Consider the following 24,332-nt stretch of genomic DNA (forward strand, 5'->3'; position numbering starts at 1 on the left):
GGCCGCCACCTCCCCCACCGGCCGCCACCTCCCCCACCCTTTGGGTGGGCAGCAGGCGATCGGGCGGGCAGCAACCAAAGCCAACACTGGGCTCAACTCGCCGCCACCTCCCCCACCCTATGGGTGGGCCGTGTGCTGGGGACGACCGCGACCCGCCTCCCGCAAAGACCGGGACCGGACCCCGGCTGTGAACGCCGCGTCGCCACGCAAGCCGCACTCTCACCCTGGGTGCCGAAACAGCCATCGCTAGGCGAAGCCCTCTTCCCACGCGCGGAAATCCCACGTCATGCGGACCACCCCCACAAACGGGCCCGACCACTCCACCCCGCAAGAGCGACCTGACAGCACCCCCCACCCCAGGCGATGATGCGAGAGCCCCCTCCCGGCCTCGGATCGGAGCCCCACCATGCACGCAGACCTTGTCTTCCACGGCGGCCCCGTCTTCACGAGCGGTGAGCGCCACCGGACCGAGGTTGCGGTCCGTGACGGCCGGATCGTTGCCCTCGGCGATGCCGTACGTGCGCAGGTCGGCCCCCGCACCGACGTGGTCGATCTCGGCGGCCGGCTGCTGCTGCCGGGCTTTCAGGACGCCCACATCCACGCCGTCATGGGCGGCGTCGAGCTCGGCCTCTGCGACCTGACCGGCACCACCGACCTCGACGAATACCTGCGCCGGGTCGGGGCCTACGCGGAGGCGAACCCGGACGTGGAGTGGATCGTCGGGGGCGGCTGGTCCATGGAGAGCTTCGAGAACGGCGTTCCCCACCGGGCCCTGCTCGACCGGATCGTCAAGGATCGCCCGGTCTATCTGATGAACCGGGACCACCACGCGGCCTGGGTGAACAGCCGCGCCCTGGAGTTGGCGGGGATCACCGGGCAGACGCCGGACCCGGCGAGCGGCCGCATCGACCGGGACGCGGACGGACGGCCGGTCGGGGCGTTGCAGGAGGGCGCCATGGATCTCGTGCACGTGCCGCTCACCACCGCCGAGCAGCGGCTGGCCGGCCTGCTCCGGGCGCAGGAGCTGCTGCACGCGCTCGGCATCACGGCCTGGCAGGACGCGATGGTCAGCGCCACCAACGGGTACGACGACATCTCCGACGCGTACCTCACGGCGGCCCGCGACGGGACGTTGACGGCGACCGTGGTCGGGGCGCTCTGGTGGGACCGCGAGCGTGGCGCGGAACAGATCCCGGAGCTGGTCGCCAAACGGCAGGGCATGACGGTCGGGCGGCTGCGCTGCGACTCGGTCAAGCTCATGCTGGACGGGATCGCCGAGAACTTCACGGCGGCGATGACCGAGCCCTACCGGGACGGGTGCGGCTGCGTGACGGCCAACAAAGGGCTGTCCTTCATCGACCCGGAGCGGCTCCCGGCGTACGTGACGCAATTGGATGCCCTGGGTTTTCAGCCCCATTTCCACGCGCTCGGGGATCGGGCGGTGCGCGACGCGCTGAATGCGGTCGAGGCGGCGCGGGCGGCGAACGGCATGCGCGACACCCGGCCGCATCTGGCGCATCTTCAGGTGGTGCATCCGGACGACGTTCCGCGGTTCGCCGAGCTCGGGGCCATCGCCAACATGCAGCCGTACTGGGCGGCGCACGAACCGCAGATGGACGAGCTGACGATTCCGTTCCTCGATCCGGATCTGGCCCGCCGGCAATACCCGTTCGGCGATCTGGAGCGGGCGGGCGCGCGCCTGGCCGGCGGCAGCGATTGGCCGGTGAGCACCCCGGATCCGCTGCAGGGCATTCACGTGGCGGTCAACCGGGTCCATCACGGCGACGACGCCGACGGCTTCCTGCCGGAACAGAAGCTCAGCTTGGGTACGGCGTTGCGCGCGTACACCGAGGGATCGGCCTTCGCGAATCACCTCGATGACACCGGCCGCATCGCCACCGGATTCCGCGCCGATCTGGCCGTGCTCGACCGTGACCCGTTCGACGGGCGGCCGGAGGAGATCGGCGACACCAAGGTGGCCATGACGTTCATCGATGGCAAGCGGGTCTACGAGAGCTAGCGGCTCCACTCCGCGCCGGTCGAGCGCTGGTAGGCCGCGATCGCGTCCTCGACGGTCGGGAAGAAGTGCGCCGGGTCGATCGTCCGGGTCAGCTGATAACGGTCGATCTTCTCGTGCACCGGGCTCTTCATCTCGGCGAAGACGAGGCTGATGCCCATCCGGTTCAGCTCCTCGTCGAGCTCCTCGAGCACGTCGGCGGCGGTGGTGTCGATGTCGGTGATGGGCTCGGCCGCCACGACGATCCATTTGATGCCGGGATCGGATTGCGCCAGGGCCCGGATCCGGTCGCGGAACACCCGGGCATTGGCGAAGATGAGCGGCGCATCGAAGCGGAACAGCACCAGCCCGGGCAGCCGCGCCGCCTCCGGATAGACCCGGATGTCGTGGTAGCCGCTGACCCCGTCGGGCTTGCCGAGCACCGCCTGATAGGGCCACCAGACCCGGCGGAACACATTCAGCACCGACAATCCGACGGCGACCGCGATGCCGGGCAGCACGCCGAGCAGCGCGACGCCGAGGAAAGCGGCGATCGCGAGGCTGAACTCGACCCGCCGGCGGCGCCACAGGCTGGTCATCGCCGGGAAGTCGGCGAGCGACAGGGCGGCCGCGATGACGACGGCGGCCAGCGTCGGCGACGGCAGGTTGCGCAGCAGGCCGGGCACGAAGATCAGCAGCATCGAGATGGCGACCGCGCCGACCACCCCGGTGACCTGCGTCCGGGCGCCGGACTGCTCGGCGACTGCGGTGCGCGAGCCGCTGGTGCTGACCGGGAAGCCCTGGAAGAACGAGGCGGCGATGTTGGCGGCGCCGATGCCGACCATCTCCTGGTTGCCGCGCACCTCCTGGCCGGTGCGGCCGGCAAAGACCGAAGCGGTGGAGATGGTGTCGGTGAGCGAGACGAGCGTGATGCCGAGCGCCCCGGCCGCGAGCACGCCCAGGTCGGAGAGGTCGAACGAGGGCACGTCGAACGGCGGGAAGCCCTGCGGGAGCGCCCCGACGACGTCCACGCCCCGGTCGACCAGCCCGAAGAGGGGCACGGCCAGGGTGGAGAGCACGACGGCGACCAGGATGCCGGGGACGCGCGGCAGCCAGCGGCGCAGCGCCCCGATGACGGCGAGCCCGAAGACGCCGACCACGAGCGAGGCGGTGACCGTCTTGCCGTCGGCGAGCCCCTCGACGAACCCGCGGGTCTCGGCGATCAGGCCGTCGCCGTCGACCGAGAATCCGAACAGCTTCGGCAGCTGCCCGATCAGGATCGTCAGGGCGAGGCCGTTCATGTAGCCGACCTGGGTCGGGTGCGAGAGCAGGTCGGCCAGGAAGCCCAGCTTGGCGATGCCGGCCAGCACGAGCATGATGCCGACCAGCAGCGCCAGGCCCGACGCCATCGCGACCGCCCGCGCCGGGTCGGCGGCGGCGCCGAGCGACCCGACCAGAACGGTGGCGATCATCGGGCCGAGCGAGGAGTCGGGCCCAAGGACCAGGATGCGCGAAGGACCGAAGACGGCGTACGCCAGCAGGCAGAGGATCGACGTGTAGAGCCCGGTGATCGCCGGCAGCCCGGCGAGCTCGGCGTAGGCCATGCCCTGCGGGACCAGCAGCGTGGTCAGCACGATGCCGGCGACCAGGTCCTTGGGAAGCCAGGCCGCCTTGTAGCCGCGGGCGACGCCGATGCCCGGCACCCACTCGCGAAGATCGATCGCCACAGCCCGAACCTAACGGCTGACGGCCGCGCCCGACCCACCCGCGCCGGATGGAAAACTGACCGGATGGATCTTCAGGACGCGCTCTCCCGGCGGCTCGGCCCGGTCACCGCCGCGGCCGGGATCTCGGTGGCCGGATCGCGCACGGTGGCCGGGGCCGACGGGAGCTTCCGGATCGCCTCGCTGACGAAGGTCCTCACCTCGGCCGCGCTGGTGCTGACCCTGCGCGACCGCGGCATTCCGCTGGACACGCCCGCGATCGAGCTGCTGCCCGGCCTCGCCGACGACTGGCGCGCCGACCGCTCGCTGACCGTCGAGCAGCTGCTCGGCCAGGTCTCCGGCCTGCGCGAGTCGGTCGATGCGGCCACGGTCGCGGCGCTGGGCGCCGGCGACCAAGCGCTGAGCGAGGCGGCGCGCTTGGTGGTGCGTGCGGGCAACGAGCGCCCGCCGGGCACCCGGTGGTCCTACTACAACGGCAACTATTTCCTGGCGGGGGCGATGCTTCACCCGTACGAGGAAAGTCTCCACAACCGTGTGATTCGGCCGTGGCAGCTCACCCGGACCGGATTCGCCGAGCCACCCGGCCCGGTGGCGGGCCGCAACGGCGACGACGCCGTCCCGCCGATCGACTACCCCCGTGGCCGGCGGCCGAGCGGCGGCCTCTGGTCCTGCGTGCCCGACCTGCTGACCGTCGGCGAGCGCCTGATCGGCGACGGCGAGTTCCGGCGAGCGCGGACGACCGGGGACGACCCGATGGCGTACGGGCTGGGTTGGGCTCTCGGCCCCGCCGGCCAGATGTTCCTGAACGGACGCCTGCCCGGTTACCGGGCCGCGATGCTGATGGTGCCCGCCCACGAGTACGTCAGCGTGGTCCTCACCGCCGACGAGAACGCGTTGCCCGCGGCCGCGCGGCTGCTGAGCGACCTGCAGCTTCCGCTGACCGGCCAGGACATCGCCGCCGGGATCGACCGGTTCGCGGCCTGACGATGGTCCGCTTCCACCCCGACCGGCGGACCGGCCGCGAGCACGACGGCTGGGGCGTCCTGACCGTGGCCGGGTCGAGCGGGCGCGTCGACACCGGCCGCGCCCGGTTGTTCGCCCGGCACGGCGCGCTGGCCGAGTCGATCAGGTGGTTCGGCGGTCCGGGCCAGAACCCGGGCCCGTGGGAGATCCCGCTCGAGCAGTTCCGAACCCGGGTGGCCGCCCTGCGCCGGGAGTGCGACCGCGTCCTGGTCGCGGGCACGTCCTTCGGCGCCGAGGCGGCGCTGCTGACCGGCGCCCACACCGCCGGCGTCGACGCGGTGGTGGCCTTCGCGCCGTCCGACGTGGTGTGGGCGGGCGTCCGCCCCGACGGCACGCAGACCTCGCACTGGACCCGGGCCGGCCACCCCTTGCCGTTCGTCCCCTTCGTCCCGTGGACGCCGCCCGACGACCCGCCGAGCTATCGCCGTTTGTACGAATTGTCGCGGTCGGCCGATCCGGAGGCGGTGGCCGCCGCCGCGATCCCGGTCGAGCGCATCCGGGCCCTCATCGTGGTGGCCGGCCGGGACGACCGGGTATGGCCGAGCGCAACGCACGCCGAGGCGATCGCCGACCGCCGCCGCCGGCACGGGCTGCCCACCACCGTGGTGCTCGATCCGGGCGCCGGCCATCGAGCCGTGCTGCCCGGCGAGCCGCGCGTCACGGCCGGCGCGCGCATGGCAAGGGGCGGCTCGGAGGCCGCGGACCGCCGGCTGGGCGCCGCCGCGTGGGACCAGATCCGCCGCCTGATGACCGGCGCCCCGGAACCGGAGCAGTGATCCGCACGCTAGGCAGCCGGGAGGCGCGCGGCGAGGTGAGGAGGCGGCCCGAGCGGCGCGGCAGCGAGACGGCCCGCGCAGAGCGGCCGAGCAAAGCGGCCCGCGCAAAGCGGCCCGAGCGAGACGGCCCGAGCAAGGCGGCCCGCGCAAAGCGGCCCCAGCGAGGCGGCCCCAGCGAGGCGGGAGTCAGCGCGGCGGGTTGTAGCGCGAGCGCGGCGCCGTCGGCTCCGGGCGGCTGGGGTGGCGAGGGCGGTGAGGGCGGGAAACTGATGGCCTCGGCGGCCGACGGCGCGACGCCGGACTACCGGTGACGGGCGGGAGTGGCTCGGGGAGCGCGGGCGGCATGGACGGCTCGGCCGGCTCGGAGTGCGCGGACGGTTCACGCGGCTCGGGCAACTCAGCGGACGCGGAGGGCTCGGAAAGCTCGGCCGGCTTGGCCGACTCCATCGTTTGCCGAGGAGCGGGCACGACAACGGGCCGAACCGCCGCCACCGCCGAAGCCATCGGCACGGGCGACGCCACCGGCACCGCCGGGGCCACCGGCACGGGCGACGCCAGCGGCACGGGCGACGCCAGCGGCACGGGCGACGCCAGCGACCCCAGCGGCGCCGGCCACGCCACTGGCACGGTGCACCCCAGCGGCGCCGGCGACGCCGCCGGGCCCGCGGGCACTGGCGCTAGCCGGGAAAGCGGCGTCACCACGGCCAGCACCAGGCCGAGGACCACAACCGCGACGAGGGCGTCCAGCCAATAGTGGTTGCCGGTCACCACGACCACGAGCACCGTGATCGCCGGGTGGGCCAGCCACCACCAGCGCCGGCGGGAGCGGGACGCGTGGATCAAGGCCACCGCCACCGCCAGCGCCCAGCCGACGTGCAAGGACGGCATCGCCGCGTACTGGTTGCTCAACGTGTCGCTGCTCGGCGAGCCGTAGACGGACGGGCCGTAGAGGTGGCCGGTGTCGGCCAGGCCCGCGCTCGCCAGCATGCGCGGCGGCGCGAGCGGGAACAGCGCGTGGATCACCAGGGCGAGCGCGGTCAGCGAGGCGAGGGTGCGGCGGAACCAGAGGTAGATCTCCGGGCGACGCCGATAGGTCCAGACCAGCGCCGCGGCGGTCGCGGGAAAATGGACGTACGCGTAGAAGCAGTTCGCGGCCCGCACCCACCACCCATGGCCGAGGATCGTCGCCTGCAGGGCCGCCGCGCTGGGCAGCCGCAGCGCGCGTTCGAGGTCCCAGACGCTCTGCGCGTTGGTCAGCGCGGCCCCGACATGGCCCTCGACCAGCAGCCGGCCCAGTTTGTAGGCCAGGAACAGCACGGCCACGAAGGCGATCTCCCGGAGGGCTCGGCGCATCTTCCCAGGATGGTCGCGATCTTTCTCAGCGTGCAAAGTTCTGGCGTGAGTCCTGAGTCACCCTCTCAGCCCAGGCACAGCAACCTCTACTTCACGGCGATCGGGTTGATCGGCGAGCCGACCGCTCCGGTGATCGGAAGCGGAGCGGCGGTCAGGAAGAAGTCGTAGCGCCCCTCGGCCGCGCAGTCGACGGCGAGCGCGTCCGGGTCCCACATCTCGCCGAGGAAGAGGCCCATGTTCGGGATCGCCACCTGGTGCAGCGGCTGGAACGCGCCGTCGAACTCGTTGGGCCGCACCTCGAAGCCCCAGGTGTCGGTGGCGATGGCGGCGATCTCGGTGTCGTGCAGCCAGTCGGCCGTGGCGAAGGACAGACCGGGGGCCGGCCCGCCCGCGTACTCGCCCCAGCCCTCCCGCCGGCATCGGGTGAGCTGACCGGTCCGCACCACCACGATGTCGCCCCGCCCGACCGCGGACGAGGGTCCCTGCCGCGCGATCGTCTCCTCGAGGTGGGCGGCGGTGATCGCGAAGCCGTCCGGCAGCTCGCCGCCGTCGCCGAGCGCCCGGCCCACGTCGAGCAGCACGCCCCGGCCGGCGATCACGTCGGCCACCGTCTCGATGCCGGTCACCGCGTCGCCGAGGCTGGTCACGGTGGTCGCCGCCGGCCGGCCGTTCCAGGCGTTGCCGTGGTCGAAGATGTGGCCGAGCCCGTCCCACTGCGTCGAGCACTGCAGCGGCATCGCGATCACGTCGTCGGCCCCGCCGATCCCGTGCGGGAAGCCCTGGATGCCGGCGGCCGCGTCCGTGCCGGTGTCGAGCATCGTGTGCACCGGGTTGGTGCGGCGCCGCCAGCCCTTCTGCGGCCCGTCCATGTCGAACGACTGCGCCAGCGAGAACGAGACCCCGCGGCGGATGAGCTTGGCGGCTTCCACCCGCTTGTCCGGGGTCAGGAAATTCAGCGTTCCCCGTACGTCGTCAGCACCCCACCGCCCCCAGTTGGTGTTCCGCTTGGCCGCCGCCGCGATCGCGCCCTCGGGGTCGGTCCGGTCGAGGCTCATGCGGTGGTCCCGAACGAGTCGGCGATCCAGTCGGCGACGAAGACGCTCACGTGCGGCAGGTGGTCCAGCCCGATGTGCTCGGCCCCGCCCTCGGCCGGCGTGAAGATCCGCAGCTCGCGCCGGGGGCTCGCGGTGGCCTGGTCGTACGACCGGTGGGCGTAACTCAGCGGGATCTGCCGGTCGTTCTCGCCGTGCGCGACCAGGAACGGAACGGTGATCCGCTCGACGACGCCGTCCAGGTGCACGTCGCTCGCGGTCTTGATGAAGTCCTCGATCGAGGAGGAGCCCCAAACCCACATCACGTGGTCCCAGTAGTGCGGCACCGGGTTCTCGCCCTCCCGCTCGAGCCGGCGCAGCTGCACCTCGCCCCAGTTGTGGTTGGCGCCCCACGCCACGCACAGGGCGAGGCGCTTCTCGAAGGCGGCCGCCCTCGGGGCGTAATACCCGCCCAGCGACCAGCCGACCAGGCCGATCCGGGCGGCGTCGACGTCGCCGCGGGCGAGCAGGTAGTCGACGCAGGCCGCGGCCCAGTCCTCGGTCGTGACCCGGGCGGTGAGGCCGCCGAAGCGGAGCGCCTCGCCGCTGCCCGGGCAGTCGACCATCAGGGTCGAGATGCCGCGCGCCGCCAGCTCCTGCGGGAAGCCGGAGACGTACATGTGCTCCTTGGTCGAGTCCAAGCCGTTCCACATGATCATGCAGGGCGCGCCGGGGCCGGCCGAGGTGAAGTAGGCCGGCAGCGTGGTGCCCTCGAACGGGACGGCGACCCGGGTGGTGGCCGGGTCGATCAGGTCGAAGGTCTTCCGCATCAGGTCGAGGCAGCGCTGGTAGACCGCCCGCCGGCCGGGGGCGTGCGCGCTCTGCATCCGCTCGGCCTGGGTCAGGTAGTTGGTGGCCCGGAGGTACTTGTGTCCCGCGGCCCGCCGGTGCCCCGCCGCCTCGTCCGCGACGGCCTGCGCCTCGAGGTCGTCGACGACCGCGGTCCACGAGGCCATCAGCGCCGTGGTGCCGACGTCGGAGCCCTGCGCCGCCAGCTCCCGGATCGGCCGGCACGCGCGGTCCACCTCGTCGATGAGCCCGCCGCTGTTGAGCGCGGCGACCACGCTGAGGTTCCAGACGTAGTTGCCCGGGAAGTACTCGAACATCACGGTTGCCTTTCGACGGACCGGCGGAACGGTGGGAGGGGCGCCGCGGGTGGGGCGGTCACGATGCGGTTGGTCAGCGATCCGATGCCCTCGACGGTCAGGGTCACGACGTCGCCGTCCTGGAGCGGGGGCGGGTCCTGGCGTCCGCGGCGGCCCCACAGCTCGGCGAGGCAGCCGCCGTTGCCGACGGTGCCCGAGCCGAGCACGTCTCCGGGCGCCACGTGGCTGTCGCGCGCCGCGTACGCCAGCAGGGTCTCGAAGGTCCAGCCCATGTGCGAGAGCAGGTCCCGGCCGACCTCGGCGCCGTTCACCGACGCGGTGCAGGTCAGCGCGAGGAACCCGGCGGCGTCGCGATGGCGCTCGAGCTCGCCGGCGGTGACGATCCACGGGCCGAGGCTGCCGGCGAAGTCCTTGCCCTTGGCCGGTCCCAGGTTCACCCGCATCTCGCGGCTCTGCAGGTCACGCGCCGACCAGTCGTTGAAGATCGTGTAGCCGAAGATCGAGCCGGACGGGCCCACCACCGCGGCCACCTCGAGCTCGAAGTCGCGCGCCACCGACGACGCGGGAAACGGCACGTCGGCATCCGGCCCGATCAACGTGTGCGGGTTGGTGAAGTAGAACGCCGGGGCGTCGTACCAGGCCTCGGGCACCCCGCCCACGCCGTCGACCGCCCGCCGTACCCCCTCGACATGCTCCTCGAACGCGACGAAGTCGCGGAAAGCGGGCGGGTGCAGCGGCGCGAGCAGTCGCACTTCCCGCAGCGGTACGCCGGGAAGCAGCTCCGGGTCGGCCAGGCCGGCCCGGACGACGTCCAGCACCGTCAGCCCTCCGGCCAGCGGGTGGACGAGCGGGCCGCGCACCACGCCGCCGTGCTCGACGCCGCGGTGGAGGAAGGTCGCGAGCCGCATCAGACCGGCGGGGCGACGAAGACGCCGCGGTCGGGGTCGTTGAACGACTGCCGGGCCACCAGCTCGTTCATCGGGTTCGCCGTGCCCCACTGGTCGGACACCGTCGGGTCGGAGAAGTCGTAGAGGTGCGGGTGCCAGGTGTCCTCGTCCAGCAGCTCGAGCTCGGTCGTGTACTCGACGGTGTTCCCGTGCGGGTCGAGGAAGTAGCTGAAGGTGTTGTTGCCGGCCATGTGCCGCCCGGGCCCCCACACCTTCTCGACGCCGGCCCGCAGCAGCCGTCCGGTGCCGCGCATGTACTCGTCGATGCCGCGCATCTCGAACGACGCGTGGTGCAGCGAGACGTGCGGGCCGCGGGCGACGGCGAGGCTGTGGTGGTAGCGGTTGGTGCGCAGGAACCACATCATCGAGCCCATCCGCGGGTGCATCAGCGTGTCGGAGAGCGCGAAGCCGAGGTGTCGCTCGTAGAACGAGACGGTCTGCTCCGGGTTCGGCGAGTTGATGACCACGTGCGACAGCTTCACCGGGACCGGCTCGCCCGCCTCGACCTTGCGGTGGGCGCGGACCTCGACGTCGGCGGAGACCTCGACCGTACGGCCGTCGTTGTCGAAGAACCGGAAGCCGTACCCGCCGCCGGGCGTCTGCATCTTCCCCGGCTCGTGGACGAGCTCGACGCCCTCCCGAGCGAGTCGCACGGCCAGCGCGTCGACGTCGGCCGGGGTCGCGGCGCCGAACGCGATCAGGTCGAGGCGCTTCTCGGCGGCCCGGCGCAGGCGCACGGAGTACTGCTCCGGTGATCCGGCCGCCGCCAGGTAGGCGATGCCCGAGTCGGTGACCGACGGCGTGAGCCCCCACATGGTCGTGTAGAACTCGAACTGCTTGTCGTAGTCGGGCACCGCCAGGTCGACGTGCCGCAGATGGGTGATCAGTCGCTCGTTCATCAGGCTTCCTGCATCAGAAGGTGGGAGATCCGGTTCATCAGGCCGGGCACGTCGCCGCGCTCGTGGTCGAGCAGCCAGCGGCAGAGCTGGAGCGAGCCGTCGACGACGGTCCGGGCCCGCTCGAAGCGGCGGGTGGTGAAGGACTCCCACAGCTCGTCGCTCAGCTCGTCGTGGGCCAGCAGCAGCTCGGCCAGCACCGACGCGTCCTCGAGGGCCTGCGCGGCGCCCTGGGCCAGGGTCGGCGGGCAGGCGTGGGCGGCGTCGCCGATCAGCACGACCCGGCCGCGGTGCCAGGGCGCGTCGAGCAGGTGGCTCTCGAACCAGGTGTAGTTGACCCGGGCCGGGTCGGTCAGCACCGCCCGGATGTCGTCCCACGGCCCGTGGTAGGCCTGCGACAACTCGCGCATGACCGCGAGGGACTCGGCCGGGGAGAGCGTGCTGCGGTCGCGGGCGTCCTCCACCACGTACGCGTAAAGGGTGTCCTCGCCGGTCGGGCAGTAGCCGGCGATGTAGCTCGGGCCGCCGTAGTAGAGGTCGGTGCGGGTGACGCTCGCCGGCCGCGGGGTGAAGGCCCGCCAGATGCCCATGCCGACGCTGTGGGTCTCGAGGTTGATGCCGAGCATGCGCCGGGTCCAGGACCGGATGCCGTCGGCGCCGACGACCAGGTCGTAGCGGCCGGCCGACCCGTCGGCGAAGGTGACGGCCACGCCGGTGTCGTCCTGGTCGAGAGCGGTGTACGTCGTCCCGGACCGGGTCTTCACCCCGGCCGCGGCCGCCCGGTCGAGCATGATCCGGGCCAGGGCCGGCCGGTACATGCCGACCGTCGCCGGCAGGTCGGGGCCGCCGGTGCGGAGGTCGTCGAACTCGGCGATCAGGGTGCCGGCCGGGTCGGGCGCGCGCAGGCCGAGCGAGTCGAACGCGTACCCCTGCTCCCGGACCTGCTCCCAGACGCCCAGCCGGCGCAGGACGCGCAGCGCGTTGCCCTGCAGGGTGATCCCGGACCCGAGCGCCGAGACGTCGGGCTTGATGTCGATGAGCTCGACCGAGACGCCGCCCTCGGCGAGCAGGATCGCGGCGGCGGCGCCCGCGGCTCCGCCACCGACGACGAGAACGTTACGCACGGCTGGCACTGGCTTCCCCCTCGTCTTTGTGACTGCCTTGTTTGTGACTGGCACCACTCTCCGACGGCGGACGTCATCAGGAAAGAGTCAACTGGTGATGTCGGCCATCACTGGCGCTTATACTGCGCCGGTGCCGGTCGACCGGATCCTCGCCAACCTCGACCTGAACCTGCTGGTCACGCTCGATGCCCTGCTGCGCGAGCGGAACGTGACGCGCACCGCGGAGGCGCTCGGCGTGAGCCAGCCGGCGGTGAGCGCCGCCCTGGCCCGCCTGCGCCGGCACTTCGGCGATCCGCTGCTGGCCCGGGCCGGCAACCGTTACGAGCTGACGCCGCTGTCGGCCCAGCTGCTGGCGCTGACCGGCCCGGCGCTGTCCGGCGTGCGCCGGGTCTTCGACGTCACCCCCGACTTCGACCCGTCGGCGGTCGAGCGCGAGTTCACCGTCATCACGTCCGACTACGCGGCGACGGTCCTCGGCCCGCTCATCGCCCGCCGGCTGGCCGGTGCCGCCCCCGGAGTCCGGCTGCGCTTCCAGTACACGACGCCGTACACGGTCGACCACGCCGCCGAGACGCTGCGGACTGCCGACGGGCTGCTGCTGCCGCACGGGTTCCTGACCGACATCCCGTTCGTCGACCTCTACGAGGACCGCTGGGTGTGCATCGTCGCCGAGGACCACCCCGACGTCGGCGACTCCCTCACGCTCGAACAGCTCGGCACGCTGCCCTGGGTCGTGCTCTACAACCTGCGGACCGCCTTCGCTCCGGCCGCCCAGCAGCTGCGGATGCTCGGCATCGAGCCGCGGGTCGAGGTCGTCGCCGACGGCTTCCTGCCGATGCCGTTCCTGGTCGCCGGAACCCGTCGCGTCGCGCTGCTGCAGGAACGTCTCGCCGCGCTGCTGGCGACCCCCGCGGGCGTACGCGTCCTGCCGTGCCCGTTCGACGCCGTGCCCCTGGCCGAGGCCTTCTGGTGGCACCCGATCTACCAGAACGACCCCGCCCACGTCTGGCTGCGCGGCGTGCTCGCCGAGGCCGGCCATCAGTTGCGCTTATGACGGCCATAGGCGGATCGCTCTTCCGCTGATTGCCGCCCCGCCCCGATAGTCCGGTGTGACCCGCGTCTCTCCCCGCTGCGAAGGGCACACCGCCATGTCACTGGCCACTCCCGTCGACGCTCCCCCGCGCCAGGCCGGGCCGGCTCAGCTCGTCCTGCTGCTGGCCGGGAGCTGTCTGACCATCCTGGGCGCGGTCCTGATCGCGCCGGTCCTGCCCCAGATGGAGGACCACTTCGCCGGTGTCGCCGGCGCCGACGTGCTCGTGCCGATCGTCCTCACCATCCCGGCCCTGCTGGTCGGCCTCACCGCCCCCCTTCGCCGGCCTGGTCATCGACGCGATCGACCGCAAGCGCCTGCTGCTGGCCGCCCTCGTCGTCTACGCCGCGGCCGGCACCGCCCCGCTCTACCTCGACTCCCTCGGCGCGATCATCGGCAGCCGCGCCGTGGTCGGCCTGTGCGAGGCCGCCATCATGACGTGCTGCACGACGCTGATCGGCGACTACTGGGCGGGCTCGCGGCGCAGTCGCTACCTGGGTCTGCAGACCCTGGTGGCGACCGTTGCGGCGACCGTCTTCCTCGCGCTCGGCGGCGGCCTGGGGGCGGCCGGCTGGCGTACCCCGTTCTGGCTGTATCTGGTCGCGCTCGTCCTTGTCGTGCCGATGTACCGCCTTATCTGGCAGCCTGTCCCCTCGTCGGGCAAGCTCCCGCCGCTGCCGTGGCGCGCCCTGCTCGTGCCGTGCCTGATCACGCTGGTCGGCGGCGTCGTCTTCTACGCCCTGGTCGTCCAGCTCTCCTTCGTGCTCGACGGCCTCGGCGTCACCTCGAGCGCCGCGATCGGTGGCGTGAGCGCCGCCATGTCGATCGCCACCGCCGCCGGCTCCGCCTCCTTCGCCAAGCTGTCCTCCCGCCGTCCGCGCACCCTGCTGCCGATCGCCTTCGGCCTGGCCGCCGCCGGCCTCGCGATCGTCTTCGCCGCCGGCAACGTCGCCCTGGTCACGGCCGGCGCCATGGTGACCGGCCTCGGCACCGGCCTGCTGCTGCCCGTCCTGCTGACCTGGGCCACCAACCGCCTGCACTTCGACCAGCGCGGCCGCGGCACCGGCCTGTGGACCGGCTTCCTCTTCGTCGGCGAGTTCGCCTCCCCTCTGGTCGTGGCCGCCTTCAAGGCCGCCAGCGGCGACCTCCAGCAGGCGCTGGGCGTGCTGGCGGTGGTCGCCCTCGCGCTGGCCGTGGTCGCCCTGCTGGTGGTGCCCCGCAGCGCGCCGCCCCTGAACGTCACCGATTAGAGCACGCGCCGGCGATCGTTCCGGGGTTATCCACAATGGCCGTCCGAAGTCGCCGGAGCTGGCACAATCGCTGCGTGCACGCGGCCATCGTCGAAGCGTTGCTCGCGTCGCCGGAGCCGGCGATCCGGTGGCGGGTGCGCACGGCCGTGCTCGGCGAGCACGGCCTGCCGCCGCCGGAGTCGCCGCTCGCCCGGCGGCTGCTCGACCGCGCCGACCTCGGCCGGCCCTACGCCAAGTGGGACGGCGCGCACTGGGTGCTCGCCACGCTCGCCGACATCGGCCACCCGCCGGGCGATCAGGCCTTGTCTCCGCTGCGCGAGCGGGTCCTCGAGACCTGGCTCGCCGCCGACTACGACCGCGACTCGGCCGTGGCGTACGGCGGGCGCGGCGTCCCGCTGCTCGACGGCCGGCACCGGGCGCACGCCTCGCAACAGGGCAACGCCCTGCGGGCGCTGACCACGCTGGGCCTCGCCGACGAGCGGTGCGACCGGCTCGCGGCGCTGCTCCTGCGCTGGCAATGGCCGGACGGCGGGTGGAATTGCGACCGCCATCCCGCGGCGGACACCTCGTCGTTCTGCGAGACGCTCACCCCGATGCGCGGCCTTCACGCGTACGGGCGTACCGAGGCGGCGCGGAGGGCGGCCGAGGTGTTCCTCCCCCGGCGGCTGGCCTTCCGCCGCCGGGACGGCGAGCTGATCCGGCCCGAGTTCGCGAAGCTGCACTACCCGCTGCACTGGCACTACGACGTTCTCGGCGGCCTGAAGGCGATGGCCGAGCTCGGCCTCGTCACCGACCCGCGCTGCGCGGACGCGCTGGACCTGCTCGAGTCGCTGCGGCTCGCGGACGGGTGGCCGGCCACCGGCCGGTTCGACCGGGCGCCGGAGTGGGGCGGCACGAGCACCCGCCGCGGCAATCCGTGGGTCACGGTCGACGCCCTGTTCGTCCTGCGGGCCGCCGGCCGGCTCGTTCTCTGAAATGCGGCGGCTGGACACCTCGGGCCACGACGAACCGCACGGTCACCGGGTATCAGTCGTCGAGCTCCTCCAGGACCCGCTGGGCGATCCGGAACGCCGTGTTCGCCGCGGGCACGCCGCAGTAGATCGCCGACTGCAGCAGCACCTCCTTGATCTCGTCGACGCTCAGCCCGTTGGTCCGCGCCGCCCGCACATGCATCGCGAGCTCCTCGTGGTGGCCCAGCGCCACCAGCGCGGTCAGGGTGATCATCGACCGGCTGCGGCGGTCCAGGCCCGGGCGGGTCCAGATCTCCCCCCAGGCGTACGCGGTGATCAGCTCCTGGAAATCCGCGGTGAACGGCGTCGTGCCCGCCGTGGCGCGATCGACATGCGCATCGCCGAGAACCGCGCGCCGGACCGCCATCCCGGCCGCCCGCACGTCTTCCATCCGCCGCCACCGCTGCCCGCTCCGGGCCCGCTCCCCACCCCCGGAACTTCCGGAGCCGACGCCATCCGGGGCACCTCCGCCGCCCGCGCCCTCGCCACCCGAGGCGCCATCCTCCGTGCTCACCGCGCCGAAATGGTCGTCCATCAGTGAGGCGACCGTGGCCGGCAACTCGGCCGGCGGGAGGTGCGCCGCCCCATCCAGCATCACCAACTGCCCATGCCGGATATTTCCGGCTATGAGGGCCAAGTCCTCGGGCGGGGTCGGCCCATCATCGACCCCGGCCACCGCCAGCACCGGCGCCTCGATCGCGCCCAGCCGGTCGCGTACGTCGAAGGTCGCCAGCGCCTCGCACACCAGCGCATAGCTCTCCGGGTCGGCCGCCCGCAGGGCGTCGATCAGCTCCCGGACGACCTCCGGCTCCTTCTCCGGAAAGCCCGGCGAGAACCACCGCTGCAACGACCCGGCCACGACCGCCTGCGTCCCCTCGGCGCGCACCGTCGCGGCCCGCTGGCGCCATCCGCCGGCCTCGCCGATCTTCGCGCCGGTGGCGATCAGCACGGCCGACTCGACCCGTCCGGGCGCGTCCAGCAGCAACTGGAGCCCGACCGCCCCGCCGACCGAGTCGCCCGCGTACCGGAACGTCTCGCCCGGCCGGATCCGGTCGGCCAGCTCCAGCACCGCCTCGGCCAGCCCGGCGATCCCGAACGCCGCCGTCGCCGGCGCCCCGCGTCCGTGGCCCGGAAGCTCCCAGCCGACCACGTGGTATCCCCCGGTGAGCAGCCGCGCGCACCGACCCCACAGCGCCTCGGCCGACGTGCCGAGCGACGGCCCGAGCAGAAGAAGAGGCCGCCCGGGCGCCTCGACCAGGGTGACCGCCGTCAGCACGGCTTCACCTCGGCGCGCGTCAGCACGGCGTCGATGATGTCGCCGGCGGCGCCCAGGTAGGGGCCGTCGGCGCCGAGCTTGTCGCGCTCGGCGTCGATGCCGGGACGGGCCCCGGCCAGCGTCGCGGCCATCCGGTCGGCGTCGACCCGCAAGCCGGCCAGCAGCTCGGCGGTCTGGTCGGCGGCGACGACCGTACGCCGGGCGAGCGTGCGCAGCGTGGCCCACTCGACGTGCCAGGCGCCGTCGGGGCGTTCGTCGATCATGTCGGCCGCCGCGGTGTGCAGGGTGGCGGCGAGCGGCGGCGCGGCCAGGGCGGCCCGGCGGATCAGCACCGAGAGCACCGGGTTCTGCTTGTTCGGCATCGCCGACGATCCGCCGCGGCCCTCGGCCGGCGACTCCGACAGCTCGCCGACTTCCGGCCGGCTCCCGAGCAGCACGTCGTTGGCGATCTTGCCCCAGGCGTCGGTGCAGCTCACCATCGCGTCCGCCGCCCGGGTGACGGGGGCGCGGGCGGTGTGCCACGGCGGCGCGGCGGCGAGACCGAGAGTTCCGGCCGCTCGGGCCACCGCGTCCAGCGCGCCCGCGGCCGACCCCAGCACGACCGCCGGGGCCGCGAGACTTCCGGCCGCCCCGCCGATCTGCACCGGCAGCGCGACACCGGCCAGGACGTCGCGGGCGTCGAGGACGCCGGTCAGCCAGCCGGCCACCTTCAGCCCGAAAGTTGTCGGCACCGCGTGCTGGGTCAGCGTACGGGCCGCCATCCGGGTGCCGCGATGCCGATCGGCCAGCTCACCGAGACTTCCGATCTGCCGCGACAAGGACGCGTGCACGGCCGTGCAGGCCGCGTGCAGGTTCAGCACCAGGGCGGTGTCGAGCACGTCCTGGCTGGTCAGCCCGGTGTGCAGCGCGTCCGGGGCGCCGCGGGACCGCAGGAGGCGCAGCAGCGGGATGACCGGGTTGCCGCCGCCCTCGGCCTCGCGCGCCAGGAGCGGCAGATCGGCGGGGGTGACCAGGCCGGCGAGCGACGACGGCACGCCGCGCGCGGCCAGCCACGCCTCCTCGACGCGGACCATCGCGGCCAGCACGGCCGCGTCGGTGAACAGGTCGCCGGCCCGGGCGTCGCCGGGCCAGAGCAGGTCGCTCATCCCCAGACGCCACGGTGTTCCGGGAAGCTGAGGAACACGGTCTCCCGCGGTCCCTGCAGATGGATGTCGAAGACCAGGCCCTGGTCGTCCCGGGTGGTGACCAGGGTGTCCCGGCGCTCGGGGCCGACCGCCTCCAGCAGCGGATCGGCGCCGTACACGTCGGGGTCCGGCAGGTACGCCCGGGTGAACAGCCGATCGAGCAGCCCGCGCGCGAACAGCGTCACCGCGAAGAACGGCGGTCGCCCGGGCCGGGTCTCCCCCGGCTCGAGCGTCGAGAACCAGTAGTGCCCGTCCACGTCGGTCGCGGCCCGGCCGAACCCGGTGAACGTCCACCCGTCGCGCCGCAGCGACCCCGGCACCCGGCACACGTTCCCGGCGGGATCGGCCTGCCAGATCTCGATCATCGCGTCCGGGACCGGCACGCCGTCGCCGTCGAGGACGCGGCCGTGCAGCCGGATCGCGCCGGCGCGGCCGGGCGGCACCAGCTCGTTGCCACCCTCGTAGGGCAGACCGAGGTGGAAGAACGGGCCGACGGTCTGTCCGGGCGCGGCGGTCACGCGGGCTCCTCCTGGTCCTTCTCGAGCGGGGTGCGGTGGCTGCCGGTCAGCACGATGTCCCAACGGTAGCCGAGGCTGAACTCCGGGCTGGTCAGGTCGTGCTCGTAGGTCGCGATCAGCATCTGGCGCGCCTTGGGGTCGGTCACCGACTGGAAGATCGGGTCGAGCGCGAAGAGCGGGTCGCCCGGGAAGTACATCTGGGTCACCAGCCGCTGGGTGAAGTCGGTGCCGAACAGCGAGAAATGGATGTGGGCCGGCCGCCAGGCATTCAGATGATTGCGCCACGGGTACGGCCCGGGCTGGATCGTGGTGAACCGGTACCACCCGTCGGCGTCCGTCAGGCAGCGCCCCTGGCCGGTGAAGTTCGGGTCGAGCGGCGCCGGGTGCTGGTCACGCAGATGCGCGTACCGGCCGGCGGCGTTCGCCTGCCAGATCTCCACCAGCTGGTGCGACACCGGCCGTCCGTCGCCGTCCAGGACCCGCCCGCTCACCGTGATCCGGGAGCCCAGCGGCTCACCGGCGTGCTGGATGGTGAGGTCGGCCTCGGCGTCGTCGACGTCGGAGTGCCCGAAGCAGGGCGCCCACAGCTCCACGCCCTCGGGGTCGGCCGGCTGCAGCGCCTTGGTCGGGTGGCGCAGAATGCTGCTGCGGTAGGCCGGGTAGTCCAGGCGCGGCTGGTGCTCGGGCGAGCCCTCCTGACCGTCCTGGATCTCGCGGCTGATGTCCGCCTGGGTCGTCGTCACCCGACCGACGCTAGGCTCCCCGGCCGCCGGGCGCGATACTGGCCTTCCACTGATCGGAAGGATCGGACGGGATCGGATGGGATCGGAAGGACCACCATGACGGCCAGCGTCACGTCGCGAGCCCTGGCGCTGCTCGGCGCGTTCGATCCGGAGCACCGCACCCTTACGCTCAGCGCGCTGGCCCGGCGCTCGGGCCTGCCGCTGGCCACCGCTCACCGGCTGGTCGGCGAACTGCGCGAGTGGGGCGCGCTGGCCCGGCTCGACACCGGGGAGTACGTGATCGGCCGCCGCCTCTGGGACCTCGGCCTGCTCGCCCCGGTGCAGGCCGGCCTGCGCCAGGCGGCCTCGCCCTTCCTGCACGACCTGTACGGGGCGACGCTGGCCACGGTCCATCTGGCCGTGCGGGACGGCATCGAGGTGCTCTACATCGACCGGCTCTCCGGGCACGTGTCCGTTCCGGTGGTGAGCGAGGTGGGGTCCCGTCTCCCGATGCACGCCACCGGGGTCGGGAAGGTGCTCCTCGCGTACGCGCCGGAAGAAGTCGTCGCGGAAGCGTTGAAGCACCTCAGCCGGGTGACGCCCTACACGATCACGCAGCCGGCCCGGTTGCTGGAGCAGATCCGGCGGGTGCGCGCCGACGGCTACGCGACCACCGGCGAGGAGATGAGCCTGGGCGCGTGCTCGGTGGCGGTGCCGGTGCGCGGCGCGGGCGGCGAGGTGGTCGCGGCGCTCGGCCTGGTGGTGCCCGACCTGCGGCGCGAGCGGGCCCGGCTGGTGTCGGCGCTGCAGGTGGCGGCTCAGGGCATCACCCGGGTCTTCGCTTCCGCCCAGTGGAAATAGGGCCTTGCCCGAGCCGGTGGCCGCCCGGTTGGCTGGTCCCATGCGTACCCAGGTCGCCATCATCGGCGCGGGCCCGGCCGGCCTGCTCCTCTCCCATCTGCTCACCCGCGCCGGCGTCGACGCGGTCGTCCTCGAGACCCGCAGCCAGGAGTACGTGGCCTCGCGGATCCGGGCCGGCATCCTCGAGCAGTCGAGCGTCGACCTGCTCACCGAGGTCGGGCTGGGCGACCGGCTGCGGGCCGAGGGCCACGAGCACCGCGGCATCTACCTGCAGTGGCCGGGCGAGCGGCACCACCTCGACTTCGTCGATCTCACCGGGCGCACGGTCTGGGTCTACGGCCAGACCGAGGTGCAGAAGGACCTGGTTGCGGCGGGTACGGCGGAGGTCCGCTACGAGATCTCCGAAACCACGGTGCACGACGTCGAGACCTCCCGGCCGTACGTGACCTACGTCGACGCCCGGGGAACGGCCCAGCGGCTCGACGCCGACGTGATCGCCGGGTGCGACGGCTCGTTCGGGCCGAGCCGCAACGCGGTTCCGGCCGAGACTTACGAGCGGACCTACCCGTACTCGTGGCTCGGCATCCTCGCCGACGTGGCGCCGTCGACCGACGAGCTGATCTATGCCTGGCATCCGAACGGGTTCGCCCTGCACTCCATGCGCTCGCCCACGGTGAGCCGCCTCTACCTGCAGGTCCCCAACGGCACGGATCCGGCGTCCTGGCCCGACGACCGCATCTGGGAGGAGCTCGGGCGGCGGCTCGGGCACGGGCAGGACGGCTGGAAGCTCACGCCCGGCCCGATCACCGACAAGAGCGTGCTGCCGATGCGCAGCTACGTGCAGACCCCGATGCGGCACGGCAACCTGTTCCTGGCCGGCGACGCCGCGCACATCGTCCCGCCCACCGGCGCCAAGGGCCTCAACCTGGCGATCGCCGACGTGACGCTGCTGGCGAAGGCGCTGGTGGCCCGGTTCCGGGAACGGTCGGACGCGCTGGTGAGCTCGTACTCCGACGACGCCCTGCGGCGCGTCTGGCGGTGCACCCACTTCTCCTGGTGGATGACCACGATGCTGCACACCGGCGGCGACCCGTTCGACGCCCAGCTGCAGCTCTCCCAGCTGAAGTGGGTCACGTCCTCGACCGCCGGCGCGACCGGTCTCGCCGAGAACTACGCGGGCCTGCCGATCGGCTTCTGAAGACGGCACTGGGCCGCCGCGGCGCTTGGCGTGACCGCGGCGGCCCTCCCGGCCGGGTGGTGGCTCCCGGTCAGGTGGTGCAGGCCGTGCCGTTCAGGGTGTAGCCGGTCGGGGCCGCGCTGTTGCCGGTGTGCGTGGCCTGGAAGCCGATCGTGGTCGAGCCGCCGGCCGGCAGCGCGCCGTTGTAGGAGACGTTGGTCGCCGTCACCTGGCCGGTGGCCGGGCTGTACGAGGCATTCCAGCCGCTGGTGATGGTCTGGCCGGATGCCAGCGTGAAGCCCAGCCGCCAGCCGTTGATCGCCGACGAGCCGGTGTTGGTGATGGTGAGGTTGGCGGTCAGGCCGGTGTTCCAGGCGTTGACCTGGGCGGTCACCTTGCACGCGCCGGAGGCCGGCGGGTTCGACGGCGACGTGGGCGGGCTGGACGGTGACGTCGGCGGGGTGGACGGCGGGGTGGACGGTGAGGTCGGCGGCGAGGTCGGCGTGCTGCCGTCGAGGCCGAAGAACGCGATCGCGAGGCGGGCCTGGCCGGCGAGCGGCAGCGAGTGGCCGACGCCGGCGACGCTGATGCCCTCGACCGGGGCCTGGGTCGCGTTCGAGCCGTAGCGGGTGCGGGTCCAGCCGGACTGCGGCGTGTCGGTGAGGACCGGCGTCTGGCTCACGCCGAGGACGTTGGTCCACTGCTTGATCTCTTCACCGAAGTTCGGGTACGCCAGCGTGGTGTCGGTCGTCCCGTGGAAGAGCTGCATCCGCGGCCGCCGGCCCGAATAGCCGGGGTACGCGCCGCGTACGAGATCGCCCCAGGCCTGCGGGGTTTTGATCGACTGACCGGACGAGCAGGTGCTGTTCCAGCCGGCCTGGTTCGCGGGGTTGGTGGGGTCGCCGGCCGATGCCGCGAAGCACGCGAACGGGACGCCCATGAACGCGGCGCCGGCGGCGAACACGTCCGGGTAGTCGCCGAGCAGGACGTTGGTCATCATGCCGCCGGACGAGGCGCCGGTGACGAAGGTGCGGTTCACGTCGGTGTTGTAGTGCTGCTGCACGTACCGGACCATCGAGACGATGCCGGCCGGATCGCTGTTGCCGTTGTGAGTCAGCGCGCCCGGCGAGGAGTTGTCGAAGCAGTTCCCGGACCGGGTCGCCGACGGGTAGACGACGATGAAGCCGTACTGGTCGGCGAGCGAGCGGAACTCGGTGCCGGAGAAGAACGCGGGCCCCGAGCCGGTGCAGTAGTGCACCGCCACCAGCAGGGCCGGCTTGGCGGCGAGGCGGTCCGGCACGTACAGGTACATGCCGAGCCCGGTCGGGTTGGCGCCGAAGTTCGTGATCTGTTGCAGGGACGCGGCGGAGGCCGGCGAGGCCTGGAGGGTCACCAGCCCGAGGGCGACCGTCGCCGCGGCGGCGAGGCCGGCGAGCAGTTTCTTCATGGCGGTCCTTAGACGGGAGCGGGCGGGGTGGCGCGGCCGCGGAACACCGGACGGGGGAGGTTCCGCGGCCGCGGCCTCTTATCGGGCGGTGCAGGTGGGCGTGCCGGACGGGCCGGTGCCGGTGCCTTGGAAGCCGAACTCGGTGTACTGCCCGGCCGCGACCGAGCCGTTGTAGCTGACGTTGGTGAAGCTCACCGCGCCGCTGCTGCCGCTCGCGGTGGCGTTCCACGAGTTGGTGACGGCCGCGCCGCCGGGCAGAGTGAGCCCGACCGTCCAGCCCCGGAGCGCGCTCGACCCGGCGGTGACCCGGATCGTGGCCACGAACCCGCCGTTCCACTGGTTCAAGGACACCGTGGCGGTGCAGCCGGCGCCGGCCGGCGGCGTGGTCGGGGCCGAGGTCGGCGGCGTGGTCGGCGGCGTCGTGGGCGGGGTGGTCGGCGGCGTCGTCGGCGGGGTCGTCGGCGGCGTGGTCGTGCCGCCGGCGTTCAGCGCGTCCAGCGTGGAGTTGTAGGCGGCCTTCTTGTTGCCGCTGTTGTCGAACAGCAGCGGCGTGTCGCCCGAGCGCCACGAGTCCGAGTCGCGGATGCCCCACACGGTGATGCCGTTGCAGCGGGCCACCGCGAGGCAGGCGCGCACGACGGTGGCGTACGTGTTGGCCTGCGCGGTGCCCGACCCGGCGATGTCCAGCTCGGTGATCTGCACGTCCACGCCGAGGTCGGCGAAGCGCTGCAGGTTGGCCTGGTAGTCGCCGGGCACCGGGGACTGCGGGTTGATGTGCGACTGGAAGCCGACGCAGTCGATCGGCACGCCACGGGCCTTGAAGTCCTTGACCATGTTGTAGACGGCGGTCGACTTCGCGTTGACGCCGTCGGTGTTGTAGTCGTTGTAGCAGAGCTTGGCGCCCGGGTCGGCGGCCCGCGCGGTCCGGAACGCGACCTCGATCCAGTCGTTGCCGGTGGCCTGCAGGTTGGAGTTGCGCCGCGAGCCGTCGCCGTTGTCGGAGAACGCCTCGTTCACCACGTCCCAGGAGTAGATCTTGCCCTTGTAGTGGGTGGCCACGTTGGTGATGTGGTTGACCATCGCGTTGCGCAGGGCGGTGCCGGAGAGGCTCTGCACCCAGCCCGGCTGCTGCGAGTGCCAGGCCAGGGCGTGGCCGCGGATGCGCTGGTTGTGCGACTGGGCGTGGCTGACGATCTGGTCGGCGCTGCCGTACGAGAACGAGTTCTGCGCGGGCTCGGTGGCGTCCCACTTCATCTCGTTCTCGGGCGTGACCATATTGAACTCGCGGTCGAGGATCGTCGAGTAGACCGAGTCGCTCAGCTTGTAGGCGGCGACGGCGGTGCCGAAGTAACGCCCGGTGGCGGCGGCCGAGGCGCCGAGCGTGGTGGCCGCGTCGGCGTTGCCGGCCGTCAGCAGCACGGAACCGGCGGCGGCCAGCACGGCCGCGGTGGCGGAGATCGAAGCGGCGAGGACGCGCCGCCGGGGGGAACGGTTCATGATTCCTTCCAGCTGTGCAGGGGACGGTGGAACCGATACAGCAGAAAGTGATCCGGATCGATCGAAACATTAACGGCCTGTACCGGTAATCACAACCTCTTGCTTTTCGCTCTCCTCGTATGGGCGCGCTCCCATTAGGGCAATAGGACCAGTTTAATCCCGATAAATACGGACGAACGGCGGCCGTCGAATCTCCGGAAGTTTCGGAAAGCGGCCCGGGACATCGTCGCCAACCGGAAATGATTCGTTTCACTGCGCGCACAT

At 72.6% G+C, this 24,332-nt stretch carries 21 protein-coding genes; 8 read left to right on the forward strand and 13 right to left on the reverse strand.

All coding sequences use genetic code 11. The features are described from left to right. Nucleotides 1–406: 406 nt before the first annotated feature. Nucleotides 407–2,020 (forward strand): amidohydrolase, encoded by a 1,614-nt coding sequence (locus ACQP2F_RS24900; protein WP_433291209.1) that lies wholly within the window; start codon nucleotides 407–409, stop codon nucleotides 2,018–2,020. Here ACQP2F_RS24900 and ACQP2F_RS24905 read toward each other — a convergent pair. Then, nucleotides 2,017–3,723, reverse strand: a complete 1,707-nt coding sequence (locus tag ACQP2F_RS24905; protein WP_433291211.1) for a SulP family inorganic anion transporter — start codon at nucleotides 3,721–3,723, stop codon at nucleotides 2,017–2,019. The genes ACQP2F_RS24900 and ACQP2F_RS24905 overlap by 4 nt on opposite strands. A gap of 63 nt (nucleotides 3,724–3,786) precedes the next feature. Between ACQP2F_RS24905 and ACQP2F_RS24910 the strand changes: the two genes are divergently transcribed. Further along, nucleotides 3,787–4,704, forward strand: coding sequence for a serine hydrolase domain-containing protein (locus ACQP2F_RS24910; protein ID WP_433291213.1), 918 nt, complete (start codon nucleotides 3,787–3,789; stop codon nucleotides 4,702–4,704). Between the two features lie 2 nt (nucleotides 4,705–4,706). Then, nucleotides 4,707–5,519, forward strand: coding sequence for an acyl-CoA thioester hydrolase/BAAT C-terminal domain-containing protein (locus ACQP2F_RS24915; protein WP_433291215.1), 813 nt, complete (start codon nucleotides 4,707–4,709; stop codon nucleotides 5,517–5,519). Nucleotides 5,520–5,705: 186 nt separating this feature from the next. Here the strand turns inward: ACQP2F_RS24915 and ACQP2F_RS24920 are convergent, their stop codons facing one another. The 6 genes from ACQP2F_RS24920 to ACQP2F_RS24945 form a co-directional block, all read right to left on the reverse strand. Next, nucleotides 5,706–6,872: a phosphatase PAP2 family protein gene (locus ACQP2F_RS24920; protein WP_433291218.1), complete on the reverse strand. Its 1,167-nt coding sequence runs from the start codon at nucleotides 6,870–6,872 to the stop codon at nucleotides 5,706–5,708. Nucleotides 6,873–6,958: 86 nt separating this feature from the next. After that, entirely contained in the window at nucleotides 6,959–7,927 is a 969-nt protein-coding gene (locus ACQP2F_RS24925; RefSeq protein WP_433291220.1) for a cyclase family protein, read from the reverse strand. Next, the gene (locus tag ACQP2F_RS24930) at nucleotides 7,924–9,069 is read right to left on the reverse strand and encodes an alpha/beta hydrolase family protein (protein WP_433291222.1); all 1,146 of its coding nucleotides are present in this window, start codon (nucleotides 9,067–9,069) and stop codon (nucleotides 7,924–7,926) included. Before ACQP2F_RS24930 ends, ACQP2F_RS24925 begins: the two co-directional genes overlap by 4 nt. After that, nucleotides 9,069–9,977 carry a fumarylacetoacetate hydrolase family protein gene (locus tag ACQP2F_RS24935; protein WP_433291224.1) on the reverse strand — a complete coding sequence of 303 codons (909 nt, stop codon included), beginning with the start codon at nucleotides 9,975–9,977 and terminating at the stop codon, nucleotides 9,069–9,071. The genes ACQP2F_RS24930 and ACQP2F_RS24935 overlap by 1 nt, the downstream gene beginning before the upstream one ends. Further along, entirely contained in the window at nucleotides 9,977–10,915 is a 939-nt protein-coding gene (locus tag ACQP2F_RS24940; RefSeq protein WP_433291226.1) for a VOC family protein, read from the reverse strand. Before ACQP2F_RS24940 ends, ACQP2F_RS24935 begins: the two co-directional genes overlap by 1 nt. Then, entirely contained in the window at nucleotides 10,915–12,036 is a 1,122-nt protein-coding gene (locus tag ACQP2F_RS24945; protein ID WP_433291229.1) for an FAD-dependent monooxygenase, read from the reverse strand. Before ACQP2F_RS24945 ends, ACQP2F_RS24940 begins: the two co-directional genes overlap by 1 nt. A gap of 130 nt (nucleotides 12,037–12,166) precedes the next feature. On the opposite strand from ACQP2F_RS24945, the gene ACQP2F_RS24950 reads away from it, so the two are divergent. The 3 genes from ACQP2F_RS24950 to ACQP2F_RS24960 all read left to right on the forward strand — a co-directional run bounded on the left by ACQP2F_RS24950 (nucleotide 12,167) and on the right by ACQP2F_RS24960 (nucleotide 15,350). Next, on the forward strand, nucleotides 12,167–13,090 hold the full coding sequence (locus ACQP2F_RS24950) for a LysR family transcriptional regulator (protein ID WP_433291231.1): 924 nt from the start codon (nucleotides 12,167–12,169) through the stop codon (nucleotides 13,088–13,090). Between the two features lie 239 nt (nucleotides 13,091–13,329). Beyond that, complete coding sequence (locus tag ACQP2F_RS24955) at nucleotides 13,330–14,376, forward strand: MFS transporter (RefSeq protein WP_433291233.1); 1,047 nt, start codon at nucleotides 13,330–13,332, stop codon at nucleotides 14,374–14,376. Between the two features lie 74 nt (nucleotides 14,377–14,450). Next, complete coding sequence (locus ACQP2F_RS24960) at nucleotides 14,451–15,350, forward strand: hypothetical protein (protein ID WP_433291235.1); 900 nt, start codon at nucleotides 14,451–14,453, stop codon at nucleotides 15,348–15,350. A gap of 52 nt (nucleotides 15,351–15,402) precedes the next feature. Here the strand turns inward: ACQP2F_RS24960 and pcaC are convergent, their stop codons facing one another. The 4 genes from pcaC to pcaH are packed head-to-tail and all read right to left on the reverse strand — an operon-like array spanning nucleotide 15,403 to nucleotide 19,107. After that, nucleotides 15,403–16,662, reverse strand: coding sequence for a 4-carboxymuconolactone decarboxylase (gene pcaC / locus ACQP2F_RS24965; RefSeq protein WP_433291236.1), 1,260 nt, complete (start codon nucleotides 16,660–16,662; stop codon nucleotides 15,403–15,405). After that, nucleotides 16,656–17,807: a lyase family protein gene (locus ACQP2F_RS24970; protein WP_433291238.1), complete on the reverse strand. Its 1,152-nt coding sequence runs from the start codon at nucleotides 17,805–17,807 to the stop codon at nucleotides 16,656–16,658. Before ACQP2F_RS24970 ends, pcaC begins: the two co-directional genes overlap by 7 nt. Continuing rightward, nucleotides 17,804–18,364: a protocatechuate 3,4-dioxygenase subunit alpha gene (gene pcaG / locus ACQP2F_RS24975; RefSeq protein ID WP_433291241.1), complete on the reverse strand. Its 561-nt coding sequence runs from the start codon at nucleotides 18,362–18,364 to the stop codon at nucleotides 17,804–17,806. The genes ACQP2F_RS24970 and pcaG overlap by 4 nt, the downstream gene beginning before the upstream one ends. Beyond that, the gene (pcaH, locus tag ACQP2F_RS24980) at nucleotides 18,361–19,107 is read right to left on the reverse strand and encodes a protocatechuate 3,4-dioxygenase subunit beta (protein ID WP_433291243.1); all 747 of its coding nucleotides are present in this window, start codon (nucleotides 19,105–19,107) and stop codon (nucleotides 18,361–18,363) included. Before pcaH ends, pcaG begins: the two co-directional genes overlap by 4 nt. Nucleotides 19,108–19,203: 96 nt before the next feature. Between pcaH and ACQP2F_RS24985 the strand changes: the two genes are divergently transcribed. Both ACQP2F_RS24985 and ACQP2F_RS24990 read left to right on the forward strand, forming a co-directional pair. Continuing rightward, nucleotides 19,204–19,947 (forward strand): IclR family transcriptional regulator, encoded by a 744-nt coding sequence (locus ACQP2F_RS24985; RefSeq protein ID WP_433291245.1) that lies wholly within the window; start codon nucleotides 19,204–19,206, stop codon nucleotides 19,945–19,947. 40 nt (nucleotides 19,948–19,987) lie between these two features. Beyond that, nucleotides 19,988–21,145: a 4-hydroxybenzoate 3-monooxygenase gene (locus ACQP2F_RS24990; protein ID WP_433291247.1), complete on the forward strand. Its 1,158-nt coding sequence runs from the start codon at nucleotides 19,988–19,990 to the stop codon at nucleotides 21,143–21,145. Nucleotides 21,146–21,215: 70 nt separating this feature from the next. Here the strand turns inward: ACQP2F_RS24990 and ACQP2F_RS24995 are convergent, their stop codons facing one another. Then, nucleotides 21,216–22,571, reverse strand: a complete 1,356-nt coding sequence (locus ACQP2F_RS24995) for an extracellular catalytic domain type 1 short-chain-length polyhydroxyalkanoate depolymerase (protein WP_433291249.1) — start codon at nucleotides 22,569–22,571, stop codon at nucleotides 21,216–21,218. Between the two features lie 78 nt (nucleotides 22,572–22,649). Next, nucleotides 22,650–24,068: an endo-1,4-beta-xylanase gene (locus tag ACQP2F_RS25000; RefSeq protein WP_433291251.1), complete on the reverse strand. Its 1,419-nt coding sequence runs from the start codon at nucleotides 24,066–24,068 to the stop codon at nucleotides 22,650–22,652. Between the last annotated feature and the right edge of the window lie 264 nt (nucleotides 24,069–24,332).

It is taken from the genome of Actinoplanes sp. CA-030573 (assembly GCF_050951115.1).
Classification (GTDB): Bacteria; Actinomycetota; Actinomycetes; order Mycobacteriales; family Micromonosporaceae; genus Actinoplanes.